Source organism: Kitasatospora sp. NPDC127121 (assembly GCF_042677305.1).
Taxonomy (GTDB): domain Bacteria; phylum Actinomycetota; class Actinomycetes; order Streptomycetales; family Streptomycetaceae; genus Kitasatospora.
Window position 1 is genome coordinate 1 of sequence record NZ_JBHXTQ010000108.1, and the last position, 22,645, is coordinate 22,645.

General features: G+C 69.9%; 14 protein-coding genes. 5 read left to right on the forward strand and 9 right to left on the reverse strand.

What is annotated here, in order from left to right; all coding sequences use genetic code 11:
• The first annotated feature begins 537 nt into the window (after positions 1-537).
• The 3 genes from ACFVHI_RS34010 (at position 538) to ACFVHI_RS34020 (ending at position 8,053) form a co-directional block, all read left to right on the forward strand.
• Positions 538-2,511, forward strand: coding sequence for a trypsin-like serine protease (locus ACFVHI_RS34010; RefSeq protein WP_380345739.1), 1,974 nt, complete (start codon positions 538-540; stop codon positions 2,509-2,511).
• A gap of 305 nt (positions 2,512-2,816) precedes the next feature.
• Positions 2,817-7,481 (forward strand): polymorphic toxin-type HINT domain-containing protein, encoded by a 4,665-nt coding sequence (locus tag ACFVHI_RS34015; protein ID WP_380345741.1) that lies wholly within the window; start codon positions 2,817-2,819, stop codon positions 7,479-7,481.
• Positions 7,481-8,053 (forward strand): Imm1 family immunity protein, encoded by a 573-nt coding sequence (locus ACFVHI_RS34020; RefSeq protein ID WP_380345743.1) that lies wholly within the window; start codon positions 7,481-7,483, stop codon positions 8,051-8,053. The genes ACFVHI_RS34015 and ACFVHI_RS34020 overlap by 1 nt, the downstream gene beginning before the upstream one ends.
• A 339-nt stretch (positions 8,054-8,392) precedes the next feature.
• On the opposite strand, the gene ACFVHI_RS34025 is transcribed toward ACFVHI_RS34020, so the two are convergent.
• From ACFVHI_RS34025 to ACFVHI_RS34060, 8 genes are all read right to left on the reverse strand, one after another.
• Positions 8,393-8,938 carry a Uma2 family endonuclease gene (locus ACFVHI_RS34025; protein WP_380345745.1) on the reverse strand — a complete coding sequence of 182 codons (546 nt, stop codon included), beginning with the start codon at positions 8,936-8,938 and terminating at the stop codon, positions 8,393-8,395.
• Between the two features lie 75 nt (positions 8,939-9,013).
• The gene (locus tag ACFVHI_RS34030; RefSeq protein ID WP_380345747.1) at positions 9,014-9,325 is read right to left on the reverse strand and encodes a hypothetical protein; all 312 of its coding nucleotides are present in this window, start codon (positions 9,323-9,325) and stop codon (positions 9,014-9,016) included.
• A 436-nt stretch (positions 9,326-9,761) separates the two neighbouring features.
• Entirely contained in the window at positions 9,762-10,304 is a 543-nt protein-coding gene (locus ACFVHI_RS34035) for a hypothetical protein (RefSeq protein ID WP_380345749.1), read from the reverse strand.
• Between the two features lie 593 nt (positions 10,305-10,897).
• On the reverse strand, positions 10,898-11,350 hold the full coding sequence (locus tag ACFVHI_RS34040) for a hypothetical protein (protein WP_380345751.1): 453 nt from the start codon (positions 11,348-11,350) through the stop codon (positions 10,898-10,900).
• 191 nt (positions 11,351-11,541) lie between these two features.
• Complete coding sequence (locus ACFVHI_RS34045; RefSeq protein WP_380345753.1) at positions 11,542-13,194, reverse strand: alpha/beta hydrolase; 1,653 nt, start codon at positions 13,192-13,194, stop codon at positions 11,542-11,544.
• On the reverse strand, positions 13,191-13,520 hold the full coding sequence (locus tag ACFVHI_RS34050) for a hypothetical protein (protein WP_380345755.1): 330 nt from the start codon (positions 13,518-13,520) through the stop codon (positions 13,191-13,193). The genes ACFVHI_RS34045 and ACFVHI_RS34050 overlap by 4 nt, the downstream gene beginning before the upstream one ends.
• Before the next feature lie 85 nt (positions 13,521-13,605).
• Positions 13,606-13,788 (reverse strand): hypothetical protein, encoded by a 183-nt coding sequence (locus ACFVHI_RS34055; RefSeq protein WP_159398743.1) that lies wholly within the window; start codon positions 13,786-13,788, stop codon positions 13,606-13,608.
• A gap of 607 nt (positions 13,789-14,395) precedes the next feature.
• Positions 14,396-14,665 carry a helicase associated domain-containing protein gene (locus ACFVHI_RS34060; protein ID WP_380345757.1) on the reverse strand — a complete coding sequence of 90 codons (270 nt, stop codon included), beginning with the start codon at positions 14,663-14,665 and terminating at the stop codon, positions 14,396-14,398.
• A gap of 446 nt (positions 14,666-15,111) precedes the next feature.
• Here ACFVHI_RS34060 and ACFVHI_RS34065 point away from each other — a divergent pair, with 446 nt between their 5' ends.
• Together ACFVHI_RS34065 and fxsT are read left to right on the forward strand one after the other, a co-directional pair.
• Positions 15,112-15,594, forward strand: a complete 483-nt coding sequence (locus ACFVHI_RS34065; protein ID WP_380345759.1) for a hypothetical protein — start codon at positions 15,112-15,114, stop codon at positions 15,592-15,594.
• A 44-nt stretch (positions 15,595-15,638) separates the two neighbouring features.
• Positions 15,639-19,289 carry an FxSxx-COOH system tetratricopeptide repeat protein gene (gene fxsT / locus ACFVHI_RS34070; protein ID WP_380345761.1) on the forward strand — a complete coding sequence of 1,217 codons (3,651 nt, stop codon included), beginning with the start codon at positions 15,639-15,641 and terminating at the stop codon, positions 19,287-19,289.
• Between the two features lie 340 nt (positions 19,290-19,629).
• Here the strand turns inward: fxsT and ACFVHI_RS34075 are convergent, their stop codons facing one another.
• Complete coding sequence (locus tag ACFVHI_RS34075; RefSeq protein ID WP_380345763.1) at positions 19,630-22,092, reverse strand: Helicase associated domain protein; 2,463 nt, start codon at positions 22,090-22,092, stop codon at positions 19,630-19,632.
• Positions 22,093-22,645 lie beyond the last annotated feature (553 nt).

Genomic DNA, 22,645 nt, shown 5'->3' on the forward strand with positions numbered 1-22,645 from the left:
GAACGGGGCTATCCAGGACGGCTCCGACGCCGTGATCACACCAGCCACGGCAAGATCATCTCACCCGCGACCAGCAGTTACGGGACAGCCCTTAGGACCAAATCACCGGCAGCATCGGCCTGCCCGCTGCAGCCTGAACCAGGACCCGGAACCCGACCCCACCACACCCTGGCGACCCGTCAGACCATCACCCGCCCGTCAACGTGACAACACCCGCGCTGGGATGCCTGTGGAGCGGAGGAAGCGTCATCGAACTGTGATGGTCGGCTGTTGGTGTTTCGGTGACCTGTTTTGGTTTGAATTGTCTGTCAGATCTGATTGGCCATCTTGGTCGTTTCGGCTTCGTGGTGTGGGGACTTGAGTGTAGGTCACAGGCCTGATGTCGGTTGAGGTGGGGCTTTGACGTGCTGGATCCCGGTCGATAGCGTCCGCTTGGCTTTCTCTTTGCCGGCGCGGGGGGCGGCTGGCGTCTCCCGGCTGGCGTTTTACCGGGAGTTTTGAATGCGTACTGTTAGAAGACTGGCTCTGCCTCTGGGCGTGGCGCTGGCGATACCGGTGGTGGCCGGTTCGATGCCGGTCGCGGCGACGGCCGCGGAGGCTTCGGCGCCGGTGGCGGTGGAGAACTTCGCCTACCCGGACGCCGCGAAGATCCTCGCCGAGCGGAACATCACGCTCAAGAGCGGCGACGGGCACATCGTGCTCGCAGACTGCACCGCGGGGCCGGGGCAGGTGCAGCTCTACAGCCGGGCGGCGAACCCGAGCGAGGTCTGCTTCAAGATCAACGGTCCGGCCGGGTACCTGGCGTTGGAGATTCCGAAGATCTACAACATCAAGGGCGACGACCACACGGTCAAGGCGACGGTCAGCACCGACGGCACCACCAGCACGATCGACCTGGCCAAGAACGTCTGGACGCCGGTCGGCGAGGGCGGCACCGCGGGTAGTGAGACGACGCTGCTGGAGCTCAACGCCACCGGCGGGCCGGCCGCGCCGGCCAACACCGACTTTCCGGCCGTCGGCACTGTGACGGCCGGGCAGGCCGGACGCGCGGATGCGCGTTCCTGCACGGCGACGCTCGTCGACCGCTACTGGGTGCTCACCGCCGCCGGCTGCATCGGCGGGGCGTCAGGCGCCCCGGCGGCCGACACCACCGCCACCGTCAGCGGCCACACCGCCACCGTCGCCGAACTGGTGACCCGCTCTGACCGTGACCTGGTGCTGGCCCGCCTGGCCACCCCGATCGACGGCGTCACCCCGGCGGCCCTGGCCACGGCTGCGCCCACGAGCGGGCAGAGCCTGCGGGTGGCCGGCTTCGGGCGCACCGCCACCGAGTGGGCGCCGCTGAAGCCCCACGCCGCCACCCACACCACCGGCACCGTCGCTGCCACCACCGTCGACACCACGCCGGCCGCCGGAAACGCGGCGGTCTGCCAGGGCGACGCCGGGGCGCCGCTGCTGCGCGACGCCAACGGCACGAGCGAGGTCGTCGCGGTGGCCTCCCGCTCCTGGCAGGGCGGCTGCCTGGGCACCCCCGCCACCGAGACCCGCACCGGAGCCACCTCCACCCGCGTCGACGACGTCGCCGGCTGGGTCCAGCAGGTCCGCGCCACCGCGCTCGGCTGGAAGACCCAGGCCCTCGTCAAGGGCGACACCGGCCTGTTCCAGGCCACCCGCCTCTACGACGGCACCTGGACGCCCTTCGAGGACGTCCAGGCCAAGGCCGGCAACATCGGCGGGGTCAAGGCCGTGTCCGCCGCCGGCATCAACGGTGACACCCACATCGTCGCGCTCGGCGGTGACGGACACCTGCACCACACCATCCACACCCTGGCCGGTGCCTGGGGAGGCTTCGGCGACCTCAACACCAACGTCGGCGACCTCGGCAGGATCACCCAGGTCTCCGTCTCCTCTACCGGCGCCAACCTCCAGGTCGTCGTCCTGGCCGACGGACAGCTCTTCCACACGATCCGTTCCGCCGACGGCACCTGGGCCGGCTTCAGCCCCGTCTTCTCCGTCGCCGGGTCCCTCAACGGTGTCACCGCCGTCGCCGTCGCCGGCACCGGCAACGATCTGCAGGTCGCCGCCATCGCGAACGGCCGCGTCTACCACACCGCCCGCATCGGCTCGACCGGCGTGTGGGGCGCCTGGGGCGCGGTCGCCGACGCCGCCGGTGACACCGGTTCGGTCACCTCCGTCGCCATGGCCCGCCAGGGCAACGACATGAACCTGGTGGTCGTCACCGACACCGGCGCCCAGTACCACACCGTCCGCTTCTCCGACGGCACCTGGCAGCCCTTCGGCCCGCTCACCAGCGTGCTGGGGCAGGTCACCGCCACCTCGGTCAGCGCGGCCCCCGTCGACGGCGACGCCCAGTTCGCCTTCGTCACCAGCGACAACCGCGTCATCACCGTCGGCCGCCTCGCCGACCGCACCTGGAGCGCACCCACCGCCCTCAACCTCCAGGGCGTCAACGGCAACCACACCGGCACCGCCATCGCCGGCACCCTCTAAACGCAGCAACCGCCCGACAACTCCCGGTGGGGCCGCGGCCGGACTCCCCCGGCCTCACCGGCACACCGTCCCGCCTCGGGATCCCCGGGGCGCGGTCGGCGCCCGTCCAATCTCCGACTCCGGCCGGATCCGCTTGACCCAGCGGGTTGGTGACAGGCCGGGACGGACGGCCGACGCACGACCAATGACCACCTGCCGCCTCGCCTGCTCCAGGTGGGGCGGCAGGTCCTTGTGGTGCGGCGGTTCGAGCCCCACCACGTGTTCTCCGAACGTTTCCAGGGCCGTTGGCGCGATGACCTACGGCCGTGCAGCACTTCGGTGCCCGACAACAGAATGGATTGCGAATTCCGATGAGGGTGTCATTGACCCCACGGGCCACAAGGTCGCGCCTCGCGGCCGGGCTCGTGGTCGGAGGCCTGCTGACAGGCCTGCTCACCGTCCCGGCCGCGGCGGCGGACACGCCGCCGGCGACCGGGCCCAACCCCGACCGGGTCAGGACGGTTGCCGCCTGGCAGTCCGGCGGCCCTGCGGTGCGCCAGGCTGCTGAGAACGCGCTGATCGGCTCCGACGACGACCTGAAGAAGTTCCTGGCCACCGGCCAGACGGCAGCCACCGATCAGGACCTGCGGACGCAGATCGAGGAACTCGTCGCCAAGTCCGGCCCCGGCGTCCGCGAGGCCGGCACGGCCGCGCTCAAGGGATCCGCGGCTGACCTGCAGGCCTTCCTCGACAAGGGCGTCAAGAAGGCCTTCGAGGACGACCAGCGGGTCCTGCTGTCGCAGATCATGGCGGCCGGCGGCCCCGGTGTGAAGGACGCCGCGGGCAAGGCCATGGACGGCTCCCTCGCGGACGTAACGGCATTCCTCAACGAGGGCCAGTTCAAGGCCAGGAACGACGACGACCGCGTCCACCTCTCCCAGCTGATGGCCTCCGGCGGTTCGGAGGTGAAGAAGGCCGCCGGCGCCGCCCTGGACGGCACCATGGAAGACGTCCAGCTGTTCCTCCAGTACGGCTACCAGACGGCCGCCGCGCACGACCAGGAGACCCTGACGGTCTCCCAGCTCGCCGACCTGACGACCAACGCCTCCACCCAGGCAGGGCAGCAGGCCCAGACCGCCAAGGACGCGGCCGGCAAGGCACTGGACGCCACCAAGCTGGCAAAGGAGGCCGCCGAGCGCGCCGCCGCCGAGACCAAGGCCGCCCAGGGCTCCGCCGGACAGGCGTCCAACGCCGCCGGCCGCGCCGCGGACGCGGCGAACCGGGCCGCGAACGCCGCCCAGACCGCCTCGAAGGCGGCGAAGGCCGCCAACGAGGCCTCCCGCCAGGCCGCCAACGCCGCGGCCGATGCCGCGTCGGCCGCCACCAAGGCCGGCGACGCCGCCGCCCGGGCACTGGCCGCCGCCGGCGGGGCAGCCGGCGACGCGAGCAAGGCCGACCTGGCCCGCAACGCTGCCGTCACCGCCCGCAACGCCGCTTCCGACGCCCGCACCGCGGGCGAGGCCAGCCAGTGGGCTGGGCGGGCCGCCGCCCAGGCCGGCATCGCCGCCCAGGCCGCCGCCTCCGCCGGTATCAACGCCCAGGCCGCCGCCGACGCCGCCGCAGAGGCCGCCGGCTACTCCGGTGAGGCCGGCGGCGCCGCCGACCGCGCCCGCCAGGCCGCCGCCCGCGCCAGGAGCGCGGCCGCCGAGGCCACCCGCGCGGCGAAGGCAACCCTCGCGATCGCGAACCAGGCCGCCGCAGCAGCCGGCGACGCCCAACGGGCCGCCAATTCCGCCGCCGCACACGCCGACGCGGCCGCGGCCGCCGCAGACGAAGCCGCCAACCACGCTGGCAACGCAGGGACCTGGGCCAACACCGCCCAAGCCGCTGCCACCGCCGCCAGCGCCGCCGCCGACTCCGCCGCGAACTCTGCCGAACAGGCCCACAAGATCGCCGACGTCGCCCGCGCCAGCGACACCGAGCGCCTCACCGCCCAGCAGGCCGCCGAGATGGCCGCCGCCGAGGAAGCCTCCCGCCAGGCCGACCAGAAGGCCAAGACCGCCGCCTGGGAATCCGGCAAGGCCACCCAACTCGCCGCCGACACCGAGCAGCTCATCAAGGACGCCACCGCCGCCGGCACCGACGCGAAGACCGCGGTGCTCAAGGGCCGCCAGGCAGCCCTGCGCCTGATGGCCTCCGCCGGCCCGTGGACCAAGGCCGCCGCCCAGAGCGCCCTGGAAGGCGACGACGACACCGTCCAGGCCTTCCTCACCACCGACCTGACCACCGCCCGCAGCTACGACGACCGCACCAGCGCCCTCGCCATCGCCCAAGGCCCCGGCAAGCTCGAGCTGCGCCTGGCCGCGGAGACGGCCAGCGTCGGCACACCGGAGCAGGTCCGCGCGTTCCTGACCACCGGGCAGTATCCGGGCAAGGACGACGACGACCGCGTTCAGCTCTCCCAGATCATGGCCGCGGGCGGCCCGGGCGTGAAGGAGGCCGCCGGCAAGGCGCTCGACGGCACCATCGACGACGTCCGCGTGTTCCTGACCACCGGCCAGTACAAGGCTCGCCAGGACGACAACCGCGTCCTGGTCACCCAGGCGATGGCGACCGGCGGCCCCGAAGTCCAGGCAGCGGCCCAGGCCGTCATGTCCGGCCCCACCAACCGTCTCGAGCCGTTCCTGCAGAGCGGCCTGTTCAAGGCCCGCGAACGCGACGCGCTGACCGCCACCCACGTGGCCACCATCACCTCCTACCTCGCCACCATCGACGGCCAGGTCGCCCTCGCCCGCCAGCACGCGGCCGACGCCGCCCAGTCCTACGCCGACGCCCGCGGCGCCGCCGACGAAGCCGCCGGCTACGCCAACCAGGCCCGCACCAGCGCCAACACCGCCGCCGACTGGGCCGCCAAGGCCGCCGCCTCCGCCAAGCAGGCCCAGGCCTCCGCCCAGCAGGCCGCCCAGTACGCCAAGCAGGCCCAGGCCTCCGCCGCCTCCGCCACCGACGCCGCCAGCCGCGCCAGTGCCTCGGCCGCCGCGGCCGCCGGCTATGCGGCCAAGGCGAGCAAGTTCGCGGCCGACGCCAAGACGGCCGCCGACCAGGCGAAGGCCTCGGCAGCCGCTGCTGCCAAGAGCAGGGACGAAGCGTATGCGGCCGCCCGGGAGGCCGCGCAGCTGATCATGTCGAAGCAGCAGACGGAGGATGTCACCCGCCAGGCCGTCGTCTCCGGGACAGCCGGTACCAACGGAGACGAGCGCGCCTACTACGTCGAGGTCGTTGAACGGCCCGGCTTCCAGAAGAAGGTCATTGCCGACAACCTCGAGCGGTGCGATCACGGCACCATGGGGGTGACAGACAGACTCGTCTACGGCGACGGCAATTGGCACAAGAACGATGCGGGAGTGCTGGTCTGCGACGTCACGACCACTGCCCAGTTCACCGGCACCGTCGACTACCTCATGCGAACCTGCCCCGAGCCCGGCCTGACGGTCGAGCAGTGCAGGGGCAAGTACAGCGTCTGGGACACCATCGTGCTCAGCAGCACGACCCTGGACCGCAAGACGGTCACAGCTACCATCCAGGTGACTCGTGAACAGTTCTTCGCCAGTGGTGCTGCCCCGGTCTGCTTCCTCGAAGTCTGCTACAGCGGCGCCGGGGCCGGCTTCCTGGCCAACGTCCTGTACGGCGACGCCATCGAATGCATCAACCACCCCGGCGCCACGGCGGCCTGTGGATTCGCTCTCGCGAACCTTCTCCCCGCCGCCACCGTTCTCAAGGGTGCGAAGGCTATAGCGGCATTCCGCACCGCCACCGCCACCGGCATCGGCATCGCCGAAGCGACAGTCGCACTCGACGCCGCACTCGGGGCGACAAACCAGGCCCTCGTCAAGAGCCTCACCGCCACAGCCGGACTCGTTACCAAGTTCCGCCTCACCCTCAAGGATGGCGTCGGCACGGAGGACGCCCTTAACGCCCTACGTAAAGATCCAAATGTCTCCCCGCAAATGCTAAATGCATTTGCAGGCGAAGGTGCCTTCGAGGCAGGGGCCCGGTCCTGCCCTATTCCGCCAAAGCTTAATAGCTTCCCCGCCGGCACCAGGGTGCTCATGGGTGACGGGACCACCCGGCCTATCGAGACGATCCAAGTTGGCGACCTTGTTACCGCATCGGATCCGCTCACCGGTCGTACGGGTCCCCAAGTGGTGACCAACACCATCCGCACCCCCGACGACCGTGATTTTACCGAGATCACAGTCCGGCGGGGTGAGAACGGCCCGGAGGTAGTCACCGCCACCGATCACCACCCGTTCTGGGTCGAATCGAGTCACGCCTGGACCGACGCGGCTGACATTCGCGTTGACGACGTCCTGCGTACCGACACCGGCGCTACCGTCCAGGTTGTCTCCATCCGGCACTGGACCGGCCTCGAGCCCGCCTACAACCTCACCGTCGACGATCTCCATACCTACTTCGTCCTCGCTGGCGAGACCCCGCTCCTTGTCCATAACGCCACATACGAGGAACTGTGTGCCGAGATCTTCCCCATCTTGAGGGATCTCGGGCGGCGCGATCTGCCAACCGACCGGACCAGGGGTCTGGCGCGGATCCCCTCGGGGAACACCATGGTCCCCTGGGGTGACAAGGTCGTCAGCGGGCGGAGCGATGAATTCAAGCAGATCAGCGATTTCCTCATGGACCCGAAAAACGGAGCCCCCAGCCTCCCCCCGAATCACACCGTCTACCCAACGGCCGATCACGTGGAAACCAAGATCGCCTGGGATGCCGCCAAGGACAAGACCGTCAAGTATATTGAGGTCGTCATCAACAAGGAGGAAGGGGTCTGTATGATCAACAAGACGTACTCCTGCGCCTCCTCGGCGGCAGCGATCCTGCGCACGGACCAGACGATGGTGATCCGGTGGTGGAATGCCGAGGAGCACATACTGGACGCGACTCCTCCGATTCAAGGGAAGAGAACCGCACAATAATGATTCTCACAATTTCGTATGGCTCTGAGCTTCGATATCCGGTCAGCCGGCAGGAGAGCGATGACCTGATCACCGAGGCCATCCGTTTCATCAGCCCGCGCACGACAGCGGACGGACGGTCGGCCGCACGGCATGAGGCCTGGTTCTCGTTTACCGAACCGCAGGCCGAATATCCGAGTGCCAACCTGCGCGTTGCAGCCAATGAGACGACCGGTTTTGGCGCCGTCATCTGGTTCACCGATGGCCGCCCTCCTCGGCGGGGTGGAATTTACGACGATGCCTGGATCTCCGACAACCCAACGCCGTCTCGCGTTGACTCCAGCCTGGTGTCCGACCCTGGATACCCACGCTTTCACGACCCGGCCAGCGCAATTCCACTCGGCCAGGTCAGAGCCGCTATCGAGGAATTCTGCCGTTCGGGCACAGGTGCGCGCCCCGAGTGCATCGCCTGGGTGACCGGCGACATCAACGGCCAGCGACACGACAGGCCACAGTTCGAAGAAATCGACGTAGAAGAGGATCGGGAACCTGTCCCGGTCAAGTACGACGACGGGTCCCCCTGGGCCGTCTAGCTGCAGCCTGCTTCTCGGCTTGGGAAATCCGGCAGGCCGTGAGATAGCAGTGCGGGTCAGGCCGGCGCCAACCACGGCGCCGGCCTGACCTGTGTCTGCGACGGAGTCCAGTGGTCCCACCGGAACGGTGAGGGTCGGCGCCACCAGACGTTCGAAGGCGGGCCGCTTGCCGGGCTGGCCTACGGACATGGCCAGCAGGAACGGGCCCGTAGCGGACGAGGCATCCGGCGCAGCGACCGGAGCGACTCAGTGCCGGCCCAGGTTCGGGCCGTAGAAGCCAGCCGGGCCGACGGCCAGGCCCCTCGTCTGAGGTGCCTGGCCGTCTCGGTGTTTGCGGGGTTACCGGCGCAGTCTGGCTGGGTCGATGTCGAGGGGGAACGGGTCGGTGAGCTGGGTGGTCTCGCCGGTCTGGACGAGGCGGTCGGTGTAGGTGCCGCGGTCGAGGTGTCCGAGGTAGAGGCGGGGGGCGGGGTCGAGTTCGAGGCGCCAGTAGTGCGGGATGCCGGCCGCGGCGTACATCGCGGACTTGAGCACGGTGTCGGCCACGCGCGTGCACGGCGTGGTGACTTCGATCGCTATCAGGACGTCGCGGCCGTGAAGGGTGAGGTCGGCCGTGGCGGCCGCGTTGGCGTCGGCGACCACCAGGTCCGGGATCAGCAGCCCGTCCGGGACGACCAGGTTGATCGCCGTCAGGACTTCGAATGGGGCGGCGCGGGCCCCGATGGCGGCGTCCAGGAGTACGGCCAGGCGGGAGCCGGCGCGCTGGTGGGGAACATCGGGGTGGGGACTCAGCAGAAGGACACCTCCGAGGAGTTCGACCCGGTGGTGGGTGTCCTCGGGCAGAGCCAGGCCGTCGTCCACGGTCCACGGCCTGACTCTGTTCACGAGAACGTTCTCGTGAACAGAGCCAGTGCGCCGGATCTGCTGGCAGGGACGCCGTCCCGCCCACGCCCGACGTCTTCAGCTGGCCGAGACCTGAAGCTTGTAATCGACGGAGACGGCAAAGGATCCCGATGATCCCCTGATGCTCAGTGTGTGGCTGCCAGGTGCCAGCGGTTCCAGTTGTACCCAGAGGCCGCAGGCCCGGGTTAGGAAGCGGCCCCCGTCCTGGGTGAGCGGGTTGCCGTCCACAGCACTGATCTGCACGGTTGTCGCTTCGTATCGTTCGAGTTCCAGAGCTTGGTCGTCGAGGATGGCACTGCCCTGCGCGGAGGCCATGAAGGCGGTGCAGTCGCCTGTTTTGCCGTATGTGTTCACCAGTGGGAAGGCCACTGGCACCGCTGCAGGTACTGTGCACGAGCGCGTCACGGTCCCGCCAAAGGTGCCGGCGAGGAACCAGATGCCGGCTGTCTGGCCCTGAGCGCACAGGTGGCCGTCCTGATCTGAGACAGGGTTCGAGTCACTGACACTCGAAGCTGCCCAGGTCCACCAGTGGCCCTGCAGATCGGCGGCGCTCAGTTTGGCTCGCGTACTCGGAGTACCTCCTGCGGGCAGCGTAGGAGCGGTCGCCGCCTTGGTCGGGGAGCTACTTGTGTCCGCCGTAGAAGACGGGGCAGACGTGCCGGAGCATGCGCTGACCAGAACCGACGCGCTGATCAGCAAGGCTGTGGATCTTCCAAGATGCATGAGCGAAGAGTACGAGCCGGGTCTCCGTCCGCTCCGCCCGCGCGGGGGTGTACTCGGCCGCCGGCCTGGACGCCGACGGCTGCTACGCGTCGGCTTCTGCCTGTTCCCGGACCGCCGGGTACTCCTCGAGCAGACGCTCGTAGAGTGCGGACCACCGGATCTGCTCCAGCACGATGTCGGCGACCGGCTTGGCCGCCTTGTAGGCGCTGCGGCCCTTGTCCTGCCTGTCGAACGGCATGCCGCCGGGGCTCCCGATCTCGCGACGGCCGAGGTTGGCCATTACCTGCACTGCGGCGCGAGCCCGCACCACGCCGCGGTCTTGCGGATCTGCCGGGACGACGAATTCGGCGAGCTGAGGGTTGCCCACCCAGGCGCCGGGTGTCATGCAGATCCGCCAGGCCGCGGCAAGCTGCTCGGTGGTGCGCAGCAGGTCCACCCAACGGTGCAGCATCTCCGTGTCCCAGTGCTGGACGAACCAGCTGCCGTGGTGGCTCCACACGGCCTGTGCCGACGTCCCGTTCACGAAGACGCCCGGGGGCTGCTGGGCGTCGGGGCCGTAGGCGGCGCGGACCACGGCCATGGCCTCCTCGAAGGTGTGCTGCGTGGTGTCGATGATGATCTGCACGACCGGCCTCCCCATGCCTCGCTCTGGTCCCCGATGGACTCATGGTCCATTTTGGTGATCGGGTTGTCCCCCGAAATGGGCTATGAGTCCATTCCCCAAGGCGCCTGTAGAACGGTGCCGGCGCCCAGGCCGGGCTGGGCCGCTTGATGGCAGTTCCTCCCCGACAGCAGCTGACCGGGCACCGCGGCCGGTCAGCGGTGTCGGAACTGCTGGTGAAGGCGGAGGATTTCGGTCTGCCAGTGCACGCGGGTCTCGTTGGTGTTGGTGGGTACCTGTCGGCCGAGGCGGGCGGCCAGTTCACGGTAGAGGGTCGGGTGCTCGGTGTCGCCGGCGGCGAGCAGGGAGGAGAGCAGCGGTTCGCCGGCGGCGGTGGTGTCTTCTACCCGGAGCAGGACCTGAAGCAGGTCGTCGGGTGGAGGTCGGGCAGGGCACTGCCGAGGTGGCGGCTCAGGTGGGACCAGGAGGTGGCGGAGCGCTCGCGGGCGGCCTTATTCAGCGCGCCGCGTACCGCCGAGGTCAGCCGCGACCGCGGGGACGGAGCGCCCCGGGGCCCGGCCGCGGGAGGCACCGGGCTGGGCCCTTTCGTTCCCGGGTCAGTGAGAAGTCGGCGACGAAGTGGGGGGCATCAGGCAGGGTGTCCTGACCCGGAAGAGGAGAAGTCCTCCAGTCGTGGTCTCGACCGTGACCAGGTACTGGCTCGATTCCTGCGATGCGTCGAGGACAGTGTCCACCTTGCTGCCGGTGGTCTCGCGGTAGCCATCGATCTTGAAGCCCTGCTGTTCGAGCATCGCGCGGACCTTGCGGACGGCCTGCGGGTGCTGTTCGAGCGGGGCGGAGCTGTAGGCCACGTACGTCAGCTTGTACCGGCCGTCCTCGCGGACCTCGTCGTTCTTGCCGACACAGTTGCTGAATTTCGGTTCGACGCTTCCGGCATCGAGGGTGGCTCCGGCAGTCTGCGCCATGTACTCGGTCATGTGCTGGGCCCAGTCCTGGGCGTCCCGGCGAGCTTTGACGGGCAGTGGGTCGTTCGGGCCGGGTGTGGACATGCATCCTCCGAGAATCAGGGGCAGGCAGAGTGCTAGCGCGGCAGCACCCAGGCGCCGGGCTCCGACGGGGCGTGCGGCGGGTCGTGGCAAGTAGGGCATGGTGAAATCCTTGCGGCCGGGGCGGTGTGAGGACCGGGCGCAGCCGGACCGTGGCCGGCCCGGCTCCGGTGGTCACGGGGGAGGCTGCCGGGCTAATCGTGGTTTTTGGGAACCGTGGCCGGGGGCTTCCCGACGATGATGCGGCCCTGGTTGTCGAGGCTTTTGCTGCCGGCATCCCAATACCCGCTGTGCCCGGAGGTGTCGACCTGGAAGTTCTGCCCGCCGAACGGGGTGTTCATCGGGTCGTCGCCGAGGGTGAGTCCTGTGGCGATTTTGATGTTGTCGTCTGCTGCTCTGCCGGTCCAGAAGTGGTTGGGGTCGATGTGGAGCTGGTCGGCACGCTGGACGGTCATTCCGGGGCTCGCAACGGCGACGATGTCGTCGGCTCCCAGCCCCTGCCCTCCTGCGGCAGCCGCACCGACGAGCGTCGTCCCGTAGCTGTGGCTGAAGACCGAGAGGTGGCTGTGGTTGCCGACGCCGTCCTGGGCGACCCGGGTGCCCTGGGTGAACTGACGCAAAGCCGCAGCCCCGTCCTCGGCCCGGGTCGTCCCGACGACACCGAAGTTCGCCTCCTGCACGACCGGGATCTCAGGGGCGTCGTACCCGAGCCAGGAGATCACCGACACCTTCTGGTTCGTCCCCTTCGACTCCTCCTTCGCAGCCTCCTGCATGCTGTTGATGCGCTCGAGCTGGCCCCCCGTGCCGGCGATCGTCGTTCCCGTCCCCGGCACCAGGACCGCGGTGTGGTCGGCGGTATCGGGATTGCCCATGGCGATGACCGCCTTGCCGTCACCACCGTAGGACTTGGAATCGACGGAAAGCAGGAACAACTGCTTGTCCCCGACCACGCTGTCGTGCTGGTCGAGCTGCTCCTTGAGCTTCATCAGATTCTGCTCGCGGATGTTCCACTCCCCCTCGTCGATTCCGCTTCCCCGCGCGGTACCGGACCTCAGCCCGTCCAGTTCCTGGTCCAGGGCCAGCCGGTTCGCCTCGTCCCGGACCGCCGAAGGCAGACCGTCCAGCTGCCCCACCTTGTCCGGGTAGAGCGCGAGATAACTGCTCTGCTGCTCCGGGGTCAGGGACTTCCACCAGTCGGCGGACTTCTGCGGGTCCTTGTTGTCGGGGACGTACGGATCGGCGAGGCCGAGGTCCTTCGCCACGTTCTTCACGTCGGTGGCGGTCTCGGCGGTGGAGCCGAACGTCCTCGGCCTGGTCAGGATGTCGGCGTCGAGGCGCCCGAGGGCATGGTCGCCCTTGTCGCTCGCCTCTTTCGCGTCGGCCAGCGCCTTGTTGATCCGCCCCTGGGCCTGCGTACACAAATCGGCCAGCGCCTTGCGCTCCGGGTTGGACCTGGCCTCGGGGTCGTTCTGCTCACCCTTGCTCAGCGCCGGCAGGTTTACGATCCCGTCGGCGCCGACGGTCAGACCCCACTCCTCCGCGCGGTGCACAGCGTTCTTCAGATTGGTCTGCGCCTGATACATCCGGTCGGCGACGGTGTCCAGAGTGAGCGCGACAGCGGCGGACTCGACCCGGACGATCTCCAGGATCTGCTCGGTTCGGCCCAGGGTGTAGAACGCCTTCTGCGCGTCCTCCCCTTCCCAGTTCCCGTTTCTCAGCGGCCCGTTCACCTGGTTGCGGTGCCGGCTGTCGGCGGCCTGGGCCCCGTTGGACAGGGCCCGCCAGGCCTTGGCGGCGTCGTGCAGCCCGGTCGGATCGAACCTGAGCAGCAGCTCGTACAGGTTCACTGGCCCGGTTTCTCCCATGCCTCGCCGATCCTCTGCTTCTGCCACACGTCGGCGTTGGCGTTCTCGTTGCTCGTGTAGGCCTGCGCCGTGGCGGTGAGGTTGTCGGCCGTCTTCTTGAGACGGTCGCCGACGCCCGCCAGCACGGGTGCCCAGTTGCCCGCCACCTGGCCGAGCCGGGCGGCCACCGACCAGCCCGTCAGCTGACCGGAAGCTGTCTGGCTGGTGGTGACGGCCGCTTGGCAAGGCTTCGCGAAGTCCTCGCTGATGGCCCGCGCCACGCCTGCGGACATGCGGATCTCACCCGGATCGACTTTCAGATGCCCCACTGCTTTCCCCTCCCGACAGATCTTCAGTCAGCAGGGAGCCTATTTCGGTAATCAGCCGATCTCTATCCGTGCAGATACTCAACCGCTATAGGGCAATTAGTCTGGTTCTAGCGATATGGTTCCTCTGCATGGCTTTGTTCATGTTCAGCAGCAGCGTTTGTTCACTGCTTGCGGCGGCGGAGGCCGGGGCGGCCGCGAGCACCGCTCCCGACATGGCCAGGGCCAGGGTGGCGCCGATCGTGGCGGCCTTTCGGGTGACGGAACGCACGGGGGTCCTCCGGACTGGTGCGGGATCGATGGATCAGCGCCCCCACCCTCGGGCTCCGCCGCACCCTCCTTCCACCGTCCCGGCATCCCGGGGACGTTCTGGCCCGCCCCGGGAAGCGGCCGGTGAGGCGTACGCGGCGCCGCACCCCCGTGGCGGCCGCCCTCTTGTTCAGACGGTACCGCCGTCGGCGTCCGTCGGCCGTGCCCGCCGTCGGCCTCGCTCCGGACACCACCTGCCCGCCGCCACGCCGGCGCGATCCTCCGGACCGTTCACCGGCGTCTTCGACTTCCGCCTCGCCGCCGCAGCCGGGAACCTCGCCCTGCTGGCGGTACGGGCCCGTTCCACCCGCCCCGCCTCGGCCCAGATCCCGGCACCCATCCACCTCGGCATCCAGATGGACAAGAACCACTGGAAATACCGGCGTATGGTCGAAGTAGACCCCGAAGCCGAAGGCTGAGCCGGTAACGGCCGTCCTTGACCGTGGCGGCCCTGGAAGGCTGTCAGGGCCGCCCCTGCCGGGCCGGCCGCCGCGCTCCTCGGGCACGGTGGGCGTGGGCGGTCAGGGAGGCCCTGGAGAGCCTCCGGCGGGCATGATGGCCCGCTGGTGTCAGCGCCAGTCGAGTCCGAGTGCGGCGAGCTGGTCGAGCTGCTCGCCGGTCAGCTTCGCCCGGCGGCTCTTGGTGTTGGAGATCCACACCCCGAGCTTCACCTCCACCACGCCGTCGCTGTCGGGGATTTCCTCGATGTGGCTCCGCGGGACGGTGACCGATTCGGTGCGCTCCCGGTACTGGGCGAGCGCGGCCAGGCCGCGCTCGAACGCGCTCGGCTTCCCGGCGTCAGCCTTCTTCTTCGGCGCCGCTCCCGCGGCGACGGCCACGCGCCCGACAGCTTCACCGCTTGGCCGCGTGCCCGGTCGAAGGCGGCCGCCGGGTCGTCGGTGTCGGTCCACGGTGGGCAGCCGCACCACGGCCCGATCGCCGGAACTGCTCCAGCGCGATGCCGTACAGCTCGGCCTTCATCGCGTAGTGGGTGAGCAGGTGACATAGGACGAGAAGCCGCTCATCGTCCGGTCGGACCTGCGCCAACACCGGTTGCGACCTGTCGCATCCGGTGCTGCAGGCCGAAGATATCCGGCAGGTCGGCACCGCGCTCGTCCAGCTCGGACAGTGCGTGCAGGTAGATGCCGGTGAGCGGGTTGCCCGCCGGGACACGGTCGCGGCGCGGACGGTGGCGGGACGGTGGTCTTCTTTCGATGGAGCCATTGGAGTTGAATGTCGGTCAGTTCTGCACGGAGCACCACCGAGGGATACGGGGTAGCCGGGAATGCTGTCGGAGACGTTGAGCGCACTGGCCGCGGCCGGGGGCACCGGGATCGTCCAGGCCGCCGGAACGGACGTGTGGACGGCCATCCGGGAACGGATCGCCCGCCTGCTAGGCCGCGGGCGGACCGAGGACGAACGCCTCGTCCAGGCACGCCTCGACCGGACCAGTCAGGAACTGGAAGCCGCAGCCCCGCAGGAACGGGCAGCCCTTGCACAGCGACAGGAACACACCTGGCAGACCCGGCTGGCCGACTTCCTGGAAGGGCTGGAACCGGCCGAACAGGCCCAGGCCGCCGAGCAACTGCGCGCCCTGCTGGTCCCCGCCCCCGCCGGCCCCGCTGCCCAGGTCCACGCCGACAACAGTGGAGTCACCGCCGGCCGGGACATCGACAACCAGGGCGGCGCGATCGGCCGGGACTTCAGCGGCTCGGTCACGATCGGCGCACCCGACCGCCCTACCCCGCCGGGAACGGACCCGCGCTGACCGTCCCCGGAGCCGAGCACGGCCCCGCCGGTCCGCGAACCGGCGTGCGCAGCCAGCACGACCTCGTGAACTCCGGCGGCGTGGTGGCCGGGAGCGTCCGCGGCGACATCCACGTCCACAGTCCCACCACCCCACCGGCCCTCACCTGGCCGATGCAGATCGGCACCGTCCCCACGGTCGCGGACTGCTACCACCACCGCCCCTGCGTCGACCGCGCCCTGCGCACGGGCACCGCCACGGTACTGAGCGGACCGCAAGGCACCGGCAAGACCCAGGCCGCCGCCCACCGCGCCCAGTCCGCCCTGCGGGAAGGCAGCGTGGACCTGCTCCTGTGGACCGACGCATCGAGCCGGACCGCCGTACGGGACAGTTACGCCCGGGCGGCCGCTCACCTCGGGCTGGCCCAAGGACCCGACGCCGCAACAGCCTTCCTCGCGTGGCTGCACACCACGAACCGCCGGTGGCTGCTGGTCCTCGACGCGTTGGCCGACCGCAGAGACATCCATGACCTGTGGCCGGACCCGGCCCCCAGGAGCGAACTCGTGGTGACCACCCGCAGCACGGACCGGCAACTGCGCACCCGACGGCGCGCGACGCTCCCCGTGCGCCACTTCACCACGTGGGAGTCCGTCGGCTACCTGGCCGACCGCCTCGCCGTCCACGACCTCGGCGCCCCGGAGTCCGAACTGACCGCAGCCGCCGACGCGGCAGGCGGCCGACCGGGCGAGCTGTGCGCCGCCGCCGACCAGCTGATCGAGGCCGGCTCCGGCCCGCCACCACACCCGTACGGCCTGCACCGCGGATCCGTACAGCTGCGCCGGCACGCGCCCTGCCCGCTGTGCGCCCCACCGGCCCGGGCCACCGGCATCGCCCTACGTCACGCCCCGGAGGACGAGGTCTGGGCCCGGTGGATCGAGGCCGTCCTGACCGCGGCAGGACTCGGCCCACTTTGCGAGGAAGCCGACGCGGACCGCACGATCGTGCTGCTGTCCACCGCCTACCTACGCTCGCCATGCTGTGCCGACCCCGTCGAGCATGCCCTGGTGACGGCACGTATCGACGCCGCGTCGCCGCCGGCCTCCCACCCCTCGGGCCCGACCGTCGAGCTGACCGGCCACCGCCCCGAACAGGCCGCCGCCGCCCTGTTCGCCGCACTCGGCGGCGCACCGCGACCACCCGACCTCACCGGCCTGCGTTACCCCGGTACAGGCCCGGCCCACTTCAAGGCCCCGCCCCGCCACCTGTCGTTCACCGGCCGCAGCACGGTCCTGGAACACCTACACCGGCAGCTCGGCGGCGCAATGGCGGCCGTCCTGCCCAGCTCCCAGACCCTCCACGGCCTCGGCGGGATCGGCAAGACACAGATCGCGTTGGAGTACGCGCACCGGTTCGCAGCCGAGTACGACCTGGTCTGGTGGATCGACGCCGAACAGCCCGAGCTGATCGGCCCCACGCTCGCCGACCTGGCACGCGAACTCGGCCTGCCGGTCGGCGACTCGGTCGCCGAGGCCGCCAACTCCGCCCTGACCGCCCTGCGGCGGGGCACCCCGGCCGCCCGCTGGCTGCTGATCTTCGACAACGCCGACGACCCCGCCGAGATCCTCCCGTTCCTACCGGGAGGCTCGGGCCACATCCTGGTCACCTCCCGCAACCCGGAGTGGAACCGGGTGGCCGAGGCCCTCGCCGTGGACGTCTTCACCCGCCGCGAGAGCATCGAGCACCTGCGCCGCCGCGTCGCAGGCCTGACCGAACCGAACGCCGACGCGGTGGCCCACGAACTCGGCGACCTCCCCCTGGCGATCGAGGTGGCCGCCGCCTGGCTGGACGCCACCGGCATGCCCGTCGACTCCTACCTGGCCCAACTACGCAGAGCGGCCGCCCAGGTACTCTCAATGGGCCGACCAGTGGACTACCCCGCCACGGTGGCCGCCGCCTGGAACGTCTCGATCACCCGGCTGCGCGCCGAGGCCCCCGCAGCCGCCCGCCTGCTGCAGCTGTGCGCGTTCTTCGCCCCCGAGCCCATCTCCACCCGGCTCGTCTACGACAACGAGCAGATACTCCACGCGCTCTACGGAGAGCGGGCCGACGGACCAGCCACCCAGATCAACCTCGGCGCAGCTATCAAGAAGATCGGACGCTACTCCCTCGCCCGGGTCGACAGCACCGGCATCCAACTGCACCGGCTCGTCCAGGCGGTCATCCGCAGCACAATGACCGCAGAGGAGCAGCGCGGGGCCGCCCACGACGTCCACCTCATCCTGGCCGCCGCGCGCCCCGCCGACCACGACATCGACAATCCGGCCAGCTGGCCCGCGCTGGAGGAGATCTGGCCGCACCTGACCGCCTGCGCCACCCACCAATGCGACGCCCCACAGCCCCGGCAACTGCTCATCGACCGCGTCCGCTACCTGTGGAAGCGCGCTGAACTGCACAGCGCCGACCGCCTGAGCGAAACCCTCATCCCGGTATGGACCGACAAACTCGGCCCGGACGACCCACAGAACCTGCGGCTGCGCTTCCACCACGCCAACATCCGTCGCTCACTGGGACGTTACACCGAAGCGCTGACGCTGGACGAAGACGTCCTGGAACGCCAGCGGACCACCCTCGGCGAACACCACCCGGACGCCCTGATGACCGCCGGGTCACTGGCCGCCGACCTACGGGGCCTGGGCCGCTTCCAACCCGCGCTCGCGCTCGACCTCGACACCTACGCCCGCCTCACCACACTCTTCGGCGCCGACAACCCACGCACCCTGGCCATGGCCAACAACCTGGCGATCGACTACCGACTGGTCGGGGACAGCCAGGCCGCCCGCGACCTGGACCAGGAAACCCTGCAACGACGAGAGGCCGTGCTGGGCCTGCGACACCCGGCCACCCTCTCGACGAAGTACTGCCTCGCCCGCGACCTGCGCGACCTCGGCTACTTTCCGGCCTCGATCGCCCTGCTGAGCGAGGTCGCCGTCGGCTTCGCCGCAGTCCTCGACCCCGACCTGCCGGAGAGGCTGCGCAACGACACCTCGCTGGCCGTCTCGCTGCGCCGGGCAGGCCGGCTAGAGGAGGCCCGTACGAAGAACGCCACCGCCTACGAACGCTACCGGGAACGCTACGACGGGGACACACCGGACGCTCTGATCTGCGCGGCCAACCTGGCCGCAGACCACAGCGCCGCCAGCGACCACGGCCTCGCCCGAGACCTGACCGTCCAGATCCACGCCACGTACGAGCGACTGCTCGGCGCAGACCACCCGTTCACCCTCGCCTGCGCCGCCAACCTCGCCCTCTACCTGAGGACCAGCGGTGACGCCGAGGCTGCCATCGTGCGGGGCGAGGCGGCGGCGGAGGCGCTGGGCCGATGCGTGGGCCCGACGCATCCGTTCACCCTCAAGGCGGTGATCAACCTCGCCAACGCCTACGCCAACACCGGCCGTTATGGCACGGCGCTGCCCCTCCTGCAACAGGCCCTGGCCGACCTGGGTGCCCGCTACGGCACGCAGCACCCGGACGCACTGGCCTGTGCCGCCAACCTCGCCCGCACCCTACGCGTCCTCGGCCGACCGGTCGAGGCCGCCGAACACCACGCCCACGCCCTCGACGGCCTCACCCGCCGTTTGGGCATCGACCATCCCGACACCCGGGCGGCCCGCGACGGGTGCGCGATCGACCTCGACCTCGAACTCCAGTCGGTCTGAGCCCCGGCGCCCCGGGCCCGGCGCCCCGGGCCCGGCGCCCCGGGACTCAGACCGGGGCGTATGCCCGGCTTGCACTCGTGTCCCGTCCTGCGGCCCACCCGGCCCGCTGCGCCCGCACCCACCTGTGAAGTTCGGCCGTGGTGTCAGCAGCGGCGCGAAGCCGTACCGTCCGGTGTCGCGTTCGCCGTATCTCCTTTGCGTTTCTGATCTTGTTACTCGGGTGCCGATGGGATGGGCCTGCGCTGCCCGCCGCGTCCCCGTGGCCGGGGCCCCGGGTGGAGAGTCGGCAACCGGTGATCGGCCGGCCGTACAGCCGCCCGATCACCGGGCCCGGCCGGGATCAGCGCCAGTCGAGTCCGAGCGCGGCGAGCTGGTCGAGTTGCTCGCCGGTCAGCTTCGCCCGGCGGCTCTTGGTGTTGGAGATCCACACCCCGAGCTTCACCTCCACCGTGCCCCCGTCGCCGCCCGGGATCTCCTCCACGTGCTGGCGCGGCACGGTCACCGACCCGGTGCGCTCCCGGTACCGGGCAAGCGCGACCAGCCCGCGGTCGAACGCGCTCACCTTCCCAGCGCCGGTCTTGCGCCCACCCGCTGCGCCCTTCCCCTGGCCTTCCCCGCCAGCGGCCGGGGCCGCCAGCGGCTGGACACCGAACTGGGCCAGGCGCTGCTGCTGCTCGTCCATCAGGCCGTGCCAGACGATGTGCTGGCGTTGGCGTTCCAGCCACCGGCCGACATCGAGCCCGTGCACCGTCACCCCGGGCAGCAGGTCCGCCGGCTGCGCCCCGCCCTGGACGCACTCGGTCACGGCGGCGTAGTGGCGCTGCCAGTCCAGGGGCCAGTCCGGGTTCCAGTCCGGATCGATCCCGGCGAGGGCTTCCACCCGGTCGGGACGCCCGTCCAGGACGCCGGGGCGGCGCTGGTTGGACAGCCACTGCCCGACCGGCTTGTCCAACGCCGTCGCCGTACGGGGTGCGGCGAGTGTGCCGTGGTGCTCGAAGTAGACCCGGCAGGCGGCGAGGTTCTCCTCCCACGCCGCGTCCAGCGGATCCCACACCATCCCCAACGCTTCCAGCCGCTCGACCCGCTTGCCCTCCATCAACCCGGCCGCGTACGCCTTGCGCTGCTCACTCACCCAGTGCCCCAACGGGTACGCCTTCGCGTACTCCAACCCCTCCCTCGCGGCCTCACGGTGGTCGAACGGCACCCGCAGATGCCCCTCCCGCTTCGCATACCTCTCCGCCGCAGACCACCCGCGCGCCCAGTCCTGCCGCTCCGTGTCGATCACATTGAACGACACCCACCGCGCAACCATCACCGGATCCCTGGGAGCCGAAAAACGCAGCAGCATCCGGCTTTCCTCCTCACCCTCCTGCGGCTCCGAACCGATATCCATGGACGGCTCAACCATATTCGTCTGCTCGACCTGAGGAATCGCCAGCAATTCCACGGCCTCCTCATCATGAGCCCGAAGCGCCTGAAGCACACTCACCAAAGGCCGGTAACTCCCAGAGGTGAACATGTCCTGCGGTGCCTCGCCCTCCTCAAGGAACACCGGCACGATCAACGACGCCAGCTTCCCCTCACCGGGCTTCTGCCGCAGCGCCCGCCCGACCGCCTGCACGATGTCGTGCGGCGCACCCTTCGGATCCAACAGCGCCACCGAGTCCACCGCCCTGATGTCCACGCCCTCACCCAGCACCCGACACTGCGCCAGCACCGCCCGCCGCGCGCTGCGCCCGAACTCCGCCAGCACCCGCTGGCGCCGCTCGCCAGCGTGCTCGCCCTTGAGCCAGTCCGCCCAGATCCGGTCCGGATAGAACTCGGGGTCACCAGCGTGCAGCTTCCCCGCCACGGCCGGCAGACCCTCCGCGAACGCCTGCGCCTCGATGATCCGATGGTGGAAGGTGATCATCGTCTGCAACCCGTGCTGCGCCATGGTGTGGAGCATCGCGGCCTGGAGCGCGCCGAGCCGCTGGCCGCGGATCTCCTCGCTGCGCTTCTCGGGGCTCATCAGCTTCTCGGGGGTGACGACCGGGTCGGTGAGCTCGACGACGATGATCTGGTAGCGGGCGAGCAGGCCTCGCTTCACCGCCTCGGACAGCGGCAGCTTCCACGCCATCGGCCCGAAGATCGCCTCGTCGTCCATGGACGCGGCCATCTCCTGCGGCAACCGCTCAAGCCGCTCCCCCTCCCGCAGCTCCCACGACGGCGCCGGCCTCTCCTGCCAGATACGCGGGGTCGCCGTCGCGTACAGACGCCGTGCCGCCGGGATCACGTCCTGGTGGTGGATATCCGCCCACGCCTTCCCCAGACTCCCCGACGTGCGGTGCGCCTCGTCGACCACGGCCAGGTCCAGCGGGTCCAGACGCTTGCCGTAGGCGCCCTCGAAGGCCTCCGCGAGCACCCCCAGCGAGCTGTAGGTCGCGAACATGGTCACCGGCCCCGAGCCGTGCCACATCGCCAGCCGGATCGGGTTCGTCGTGCACCGCACGTCCATCGACCACAGCTCGACGTCGTCCTCCATCGAGCACACCGCGACCGCCGGCCCCGTGTGCCCGACCTCCCGCCACGCCTTGATGGTCTGCCCCAGCAACGCCAGCGTCGGCACCAGGACGAGCACCCGGCCACGCGGCACCATCCGCCGCGCGGCAGCCGCGCAGATGTACGTCTTCCCGGTCCCGCAGGCCGCGTGAATCTGTGCCCGCAGCCCGTCCGCCGGAGTCGCCCTGCCCGGCGGGATGTCCAGCGCGCGAATGATCGCGTCGACCGCCTCGATCTGGTGGTCACGCAACTCGATGGGCATGTCCCCGATCCTTCCACGGAATGCTGGAGGGGATTTCCTTGACCGCACGAAGCCCGCAAGAGAGCCGAATGCGGGGGTGCGCCTGCAACACTGACTCTACACAGTGCATCGCTTTGATGCATCAGGCTTGCTGAAGGATCCCGATCCAGGGTGATGCACGGCGCTATTCGGGAATGAAACCGGCCTGGTGGTGGCATGTTTCTCGGACGATGATTTTGGGGGTGGGTGGTGACGGGCGTTCAGGGTGGGCGGAGCGAAGCGGAGTCCACTGGGCTCGACAGGGGTGCCGTCCTTGACCGATGGTGAGATAGCGGGGAGTGAACTGACAGGAGTAGCCAGGAATTTCTGAACCTACACAGTGCCGCACGTGATGCACCGACCCCTCCCAGCCAGCCTGGATTCCCGCTTGCGGGAATCCAGGTAAACCCGCGAAGCGGGTTTACCTACCGCCCCTGAATTCCGCCTGCGGAATTCCATTCCCGCGCTTGCGCGGGAATTTCGCCGAAGCGAAGCGGAGGCGCGCCCTGCCCGGCGGCTTGCCGCCGGGGTACCC

Coding starts and splice junctions, on each gene's coding strand:
- ACFVHI_RS34040 (WP_380345751.1), bottom strand. CDS start 11,350: ATGTCCACACCCGGCCCGAACGACCCACTGCCCGTCAAAGCTCGCCGG.
- ACFVHI_RS34065 (WP_380345759.1), top strand. CDS start 15,112: ATGCTGTCGGAGACGTTGAGCGCACTGGCCGCGGCCGGGGGCACCGGG.
- ACFVHI_RS34020 (WP_380345743.1), top strand. CDS start 7,481: ATGATTCTCACAATTTCGTATGGCTCTGAGCTTCGATATCCGGTCAGC.
- ACFVHI_RS34075 (WP_380345763.1), bottom strand. CDS start 22,092: ATGCCCATCGAGTTGCGTGACCACCAGATCGAGGCGGTCGACGCGATC.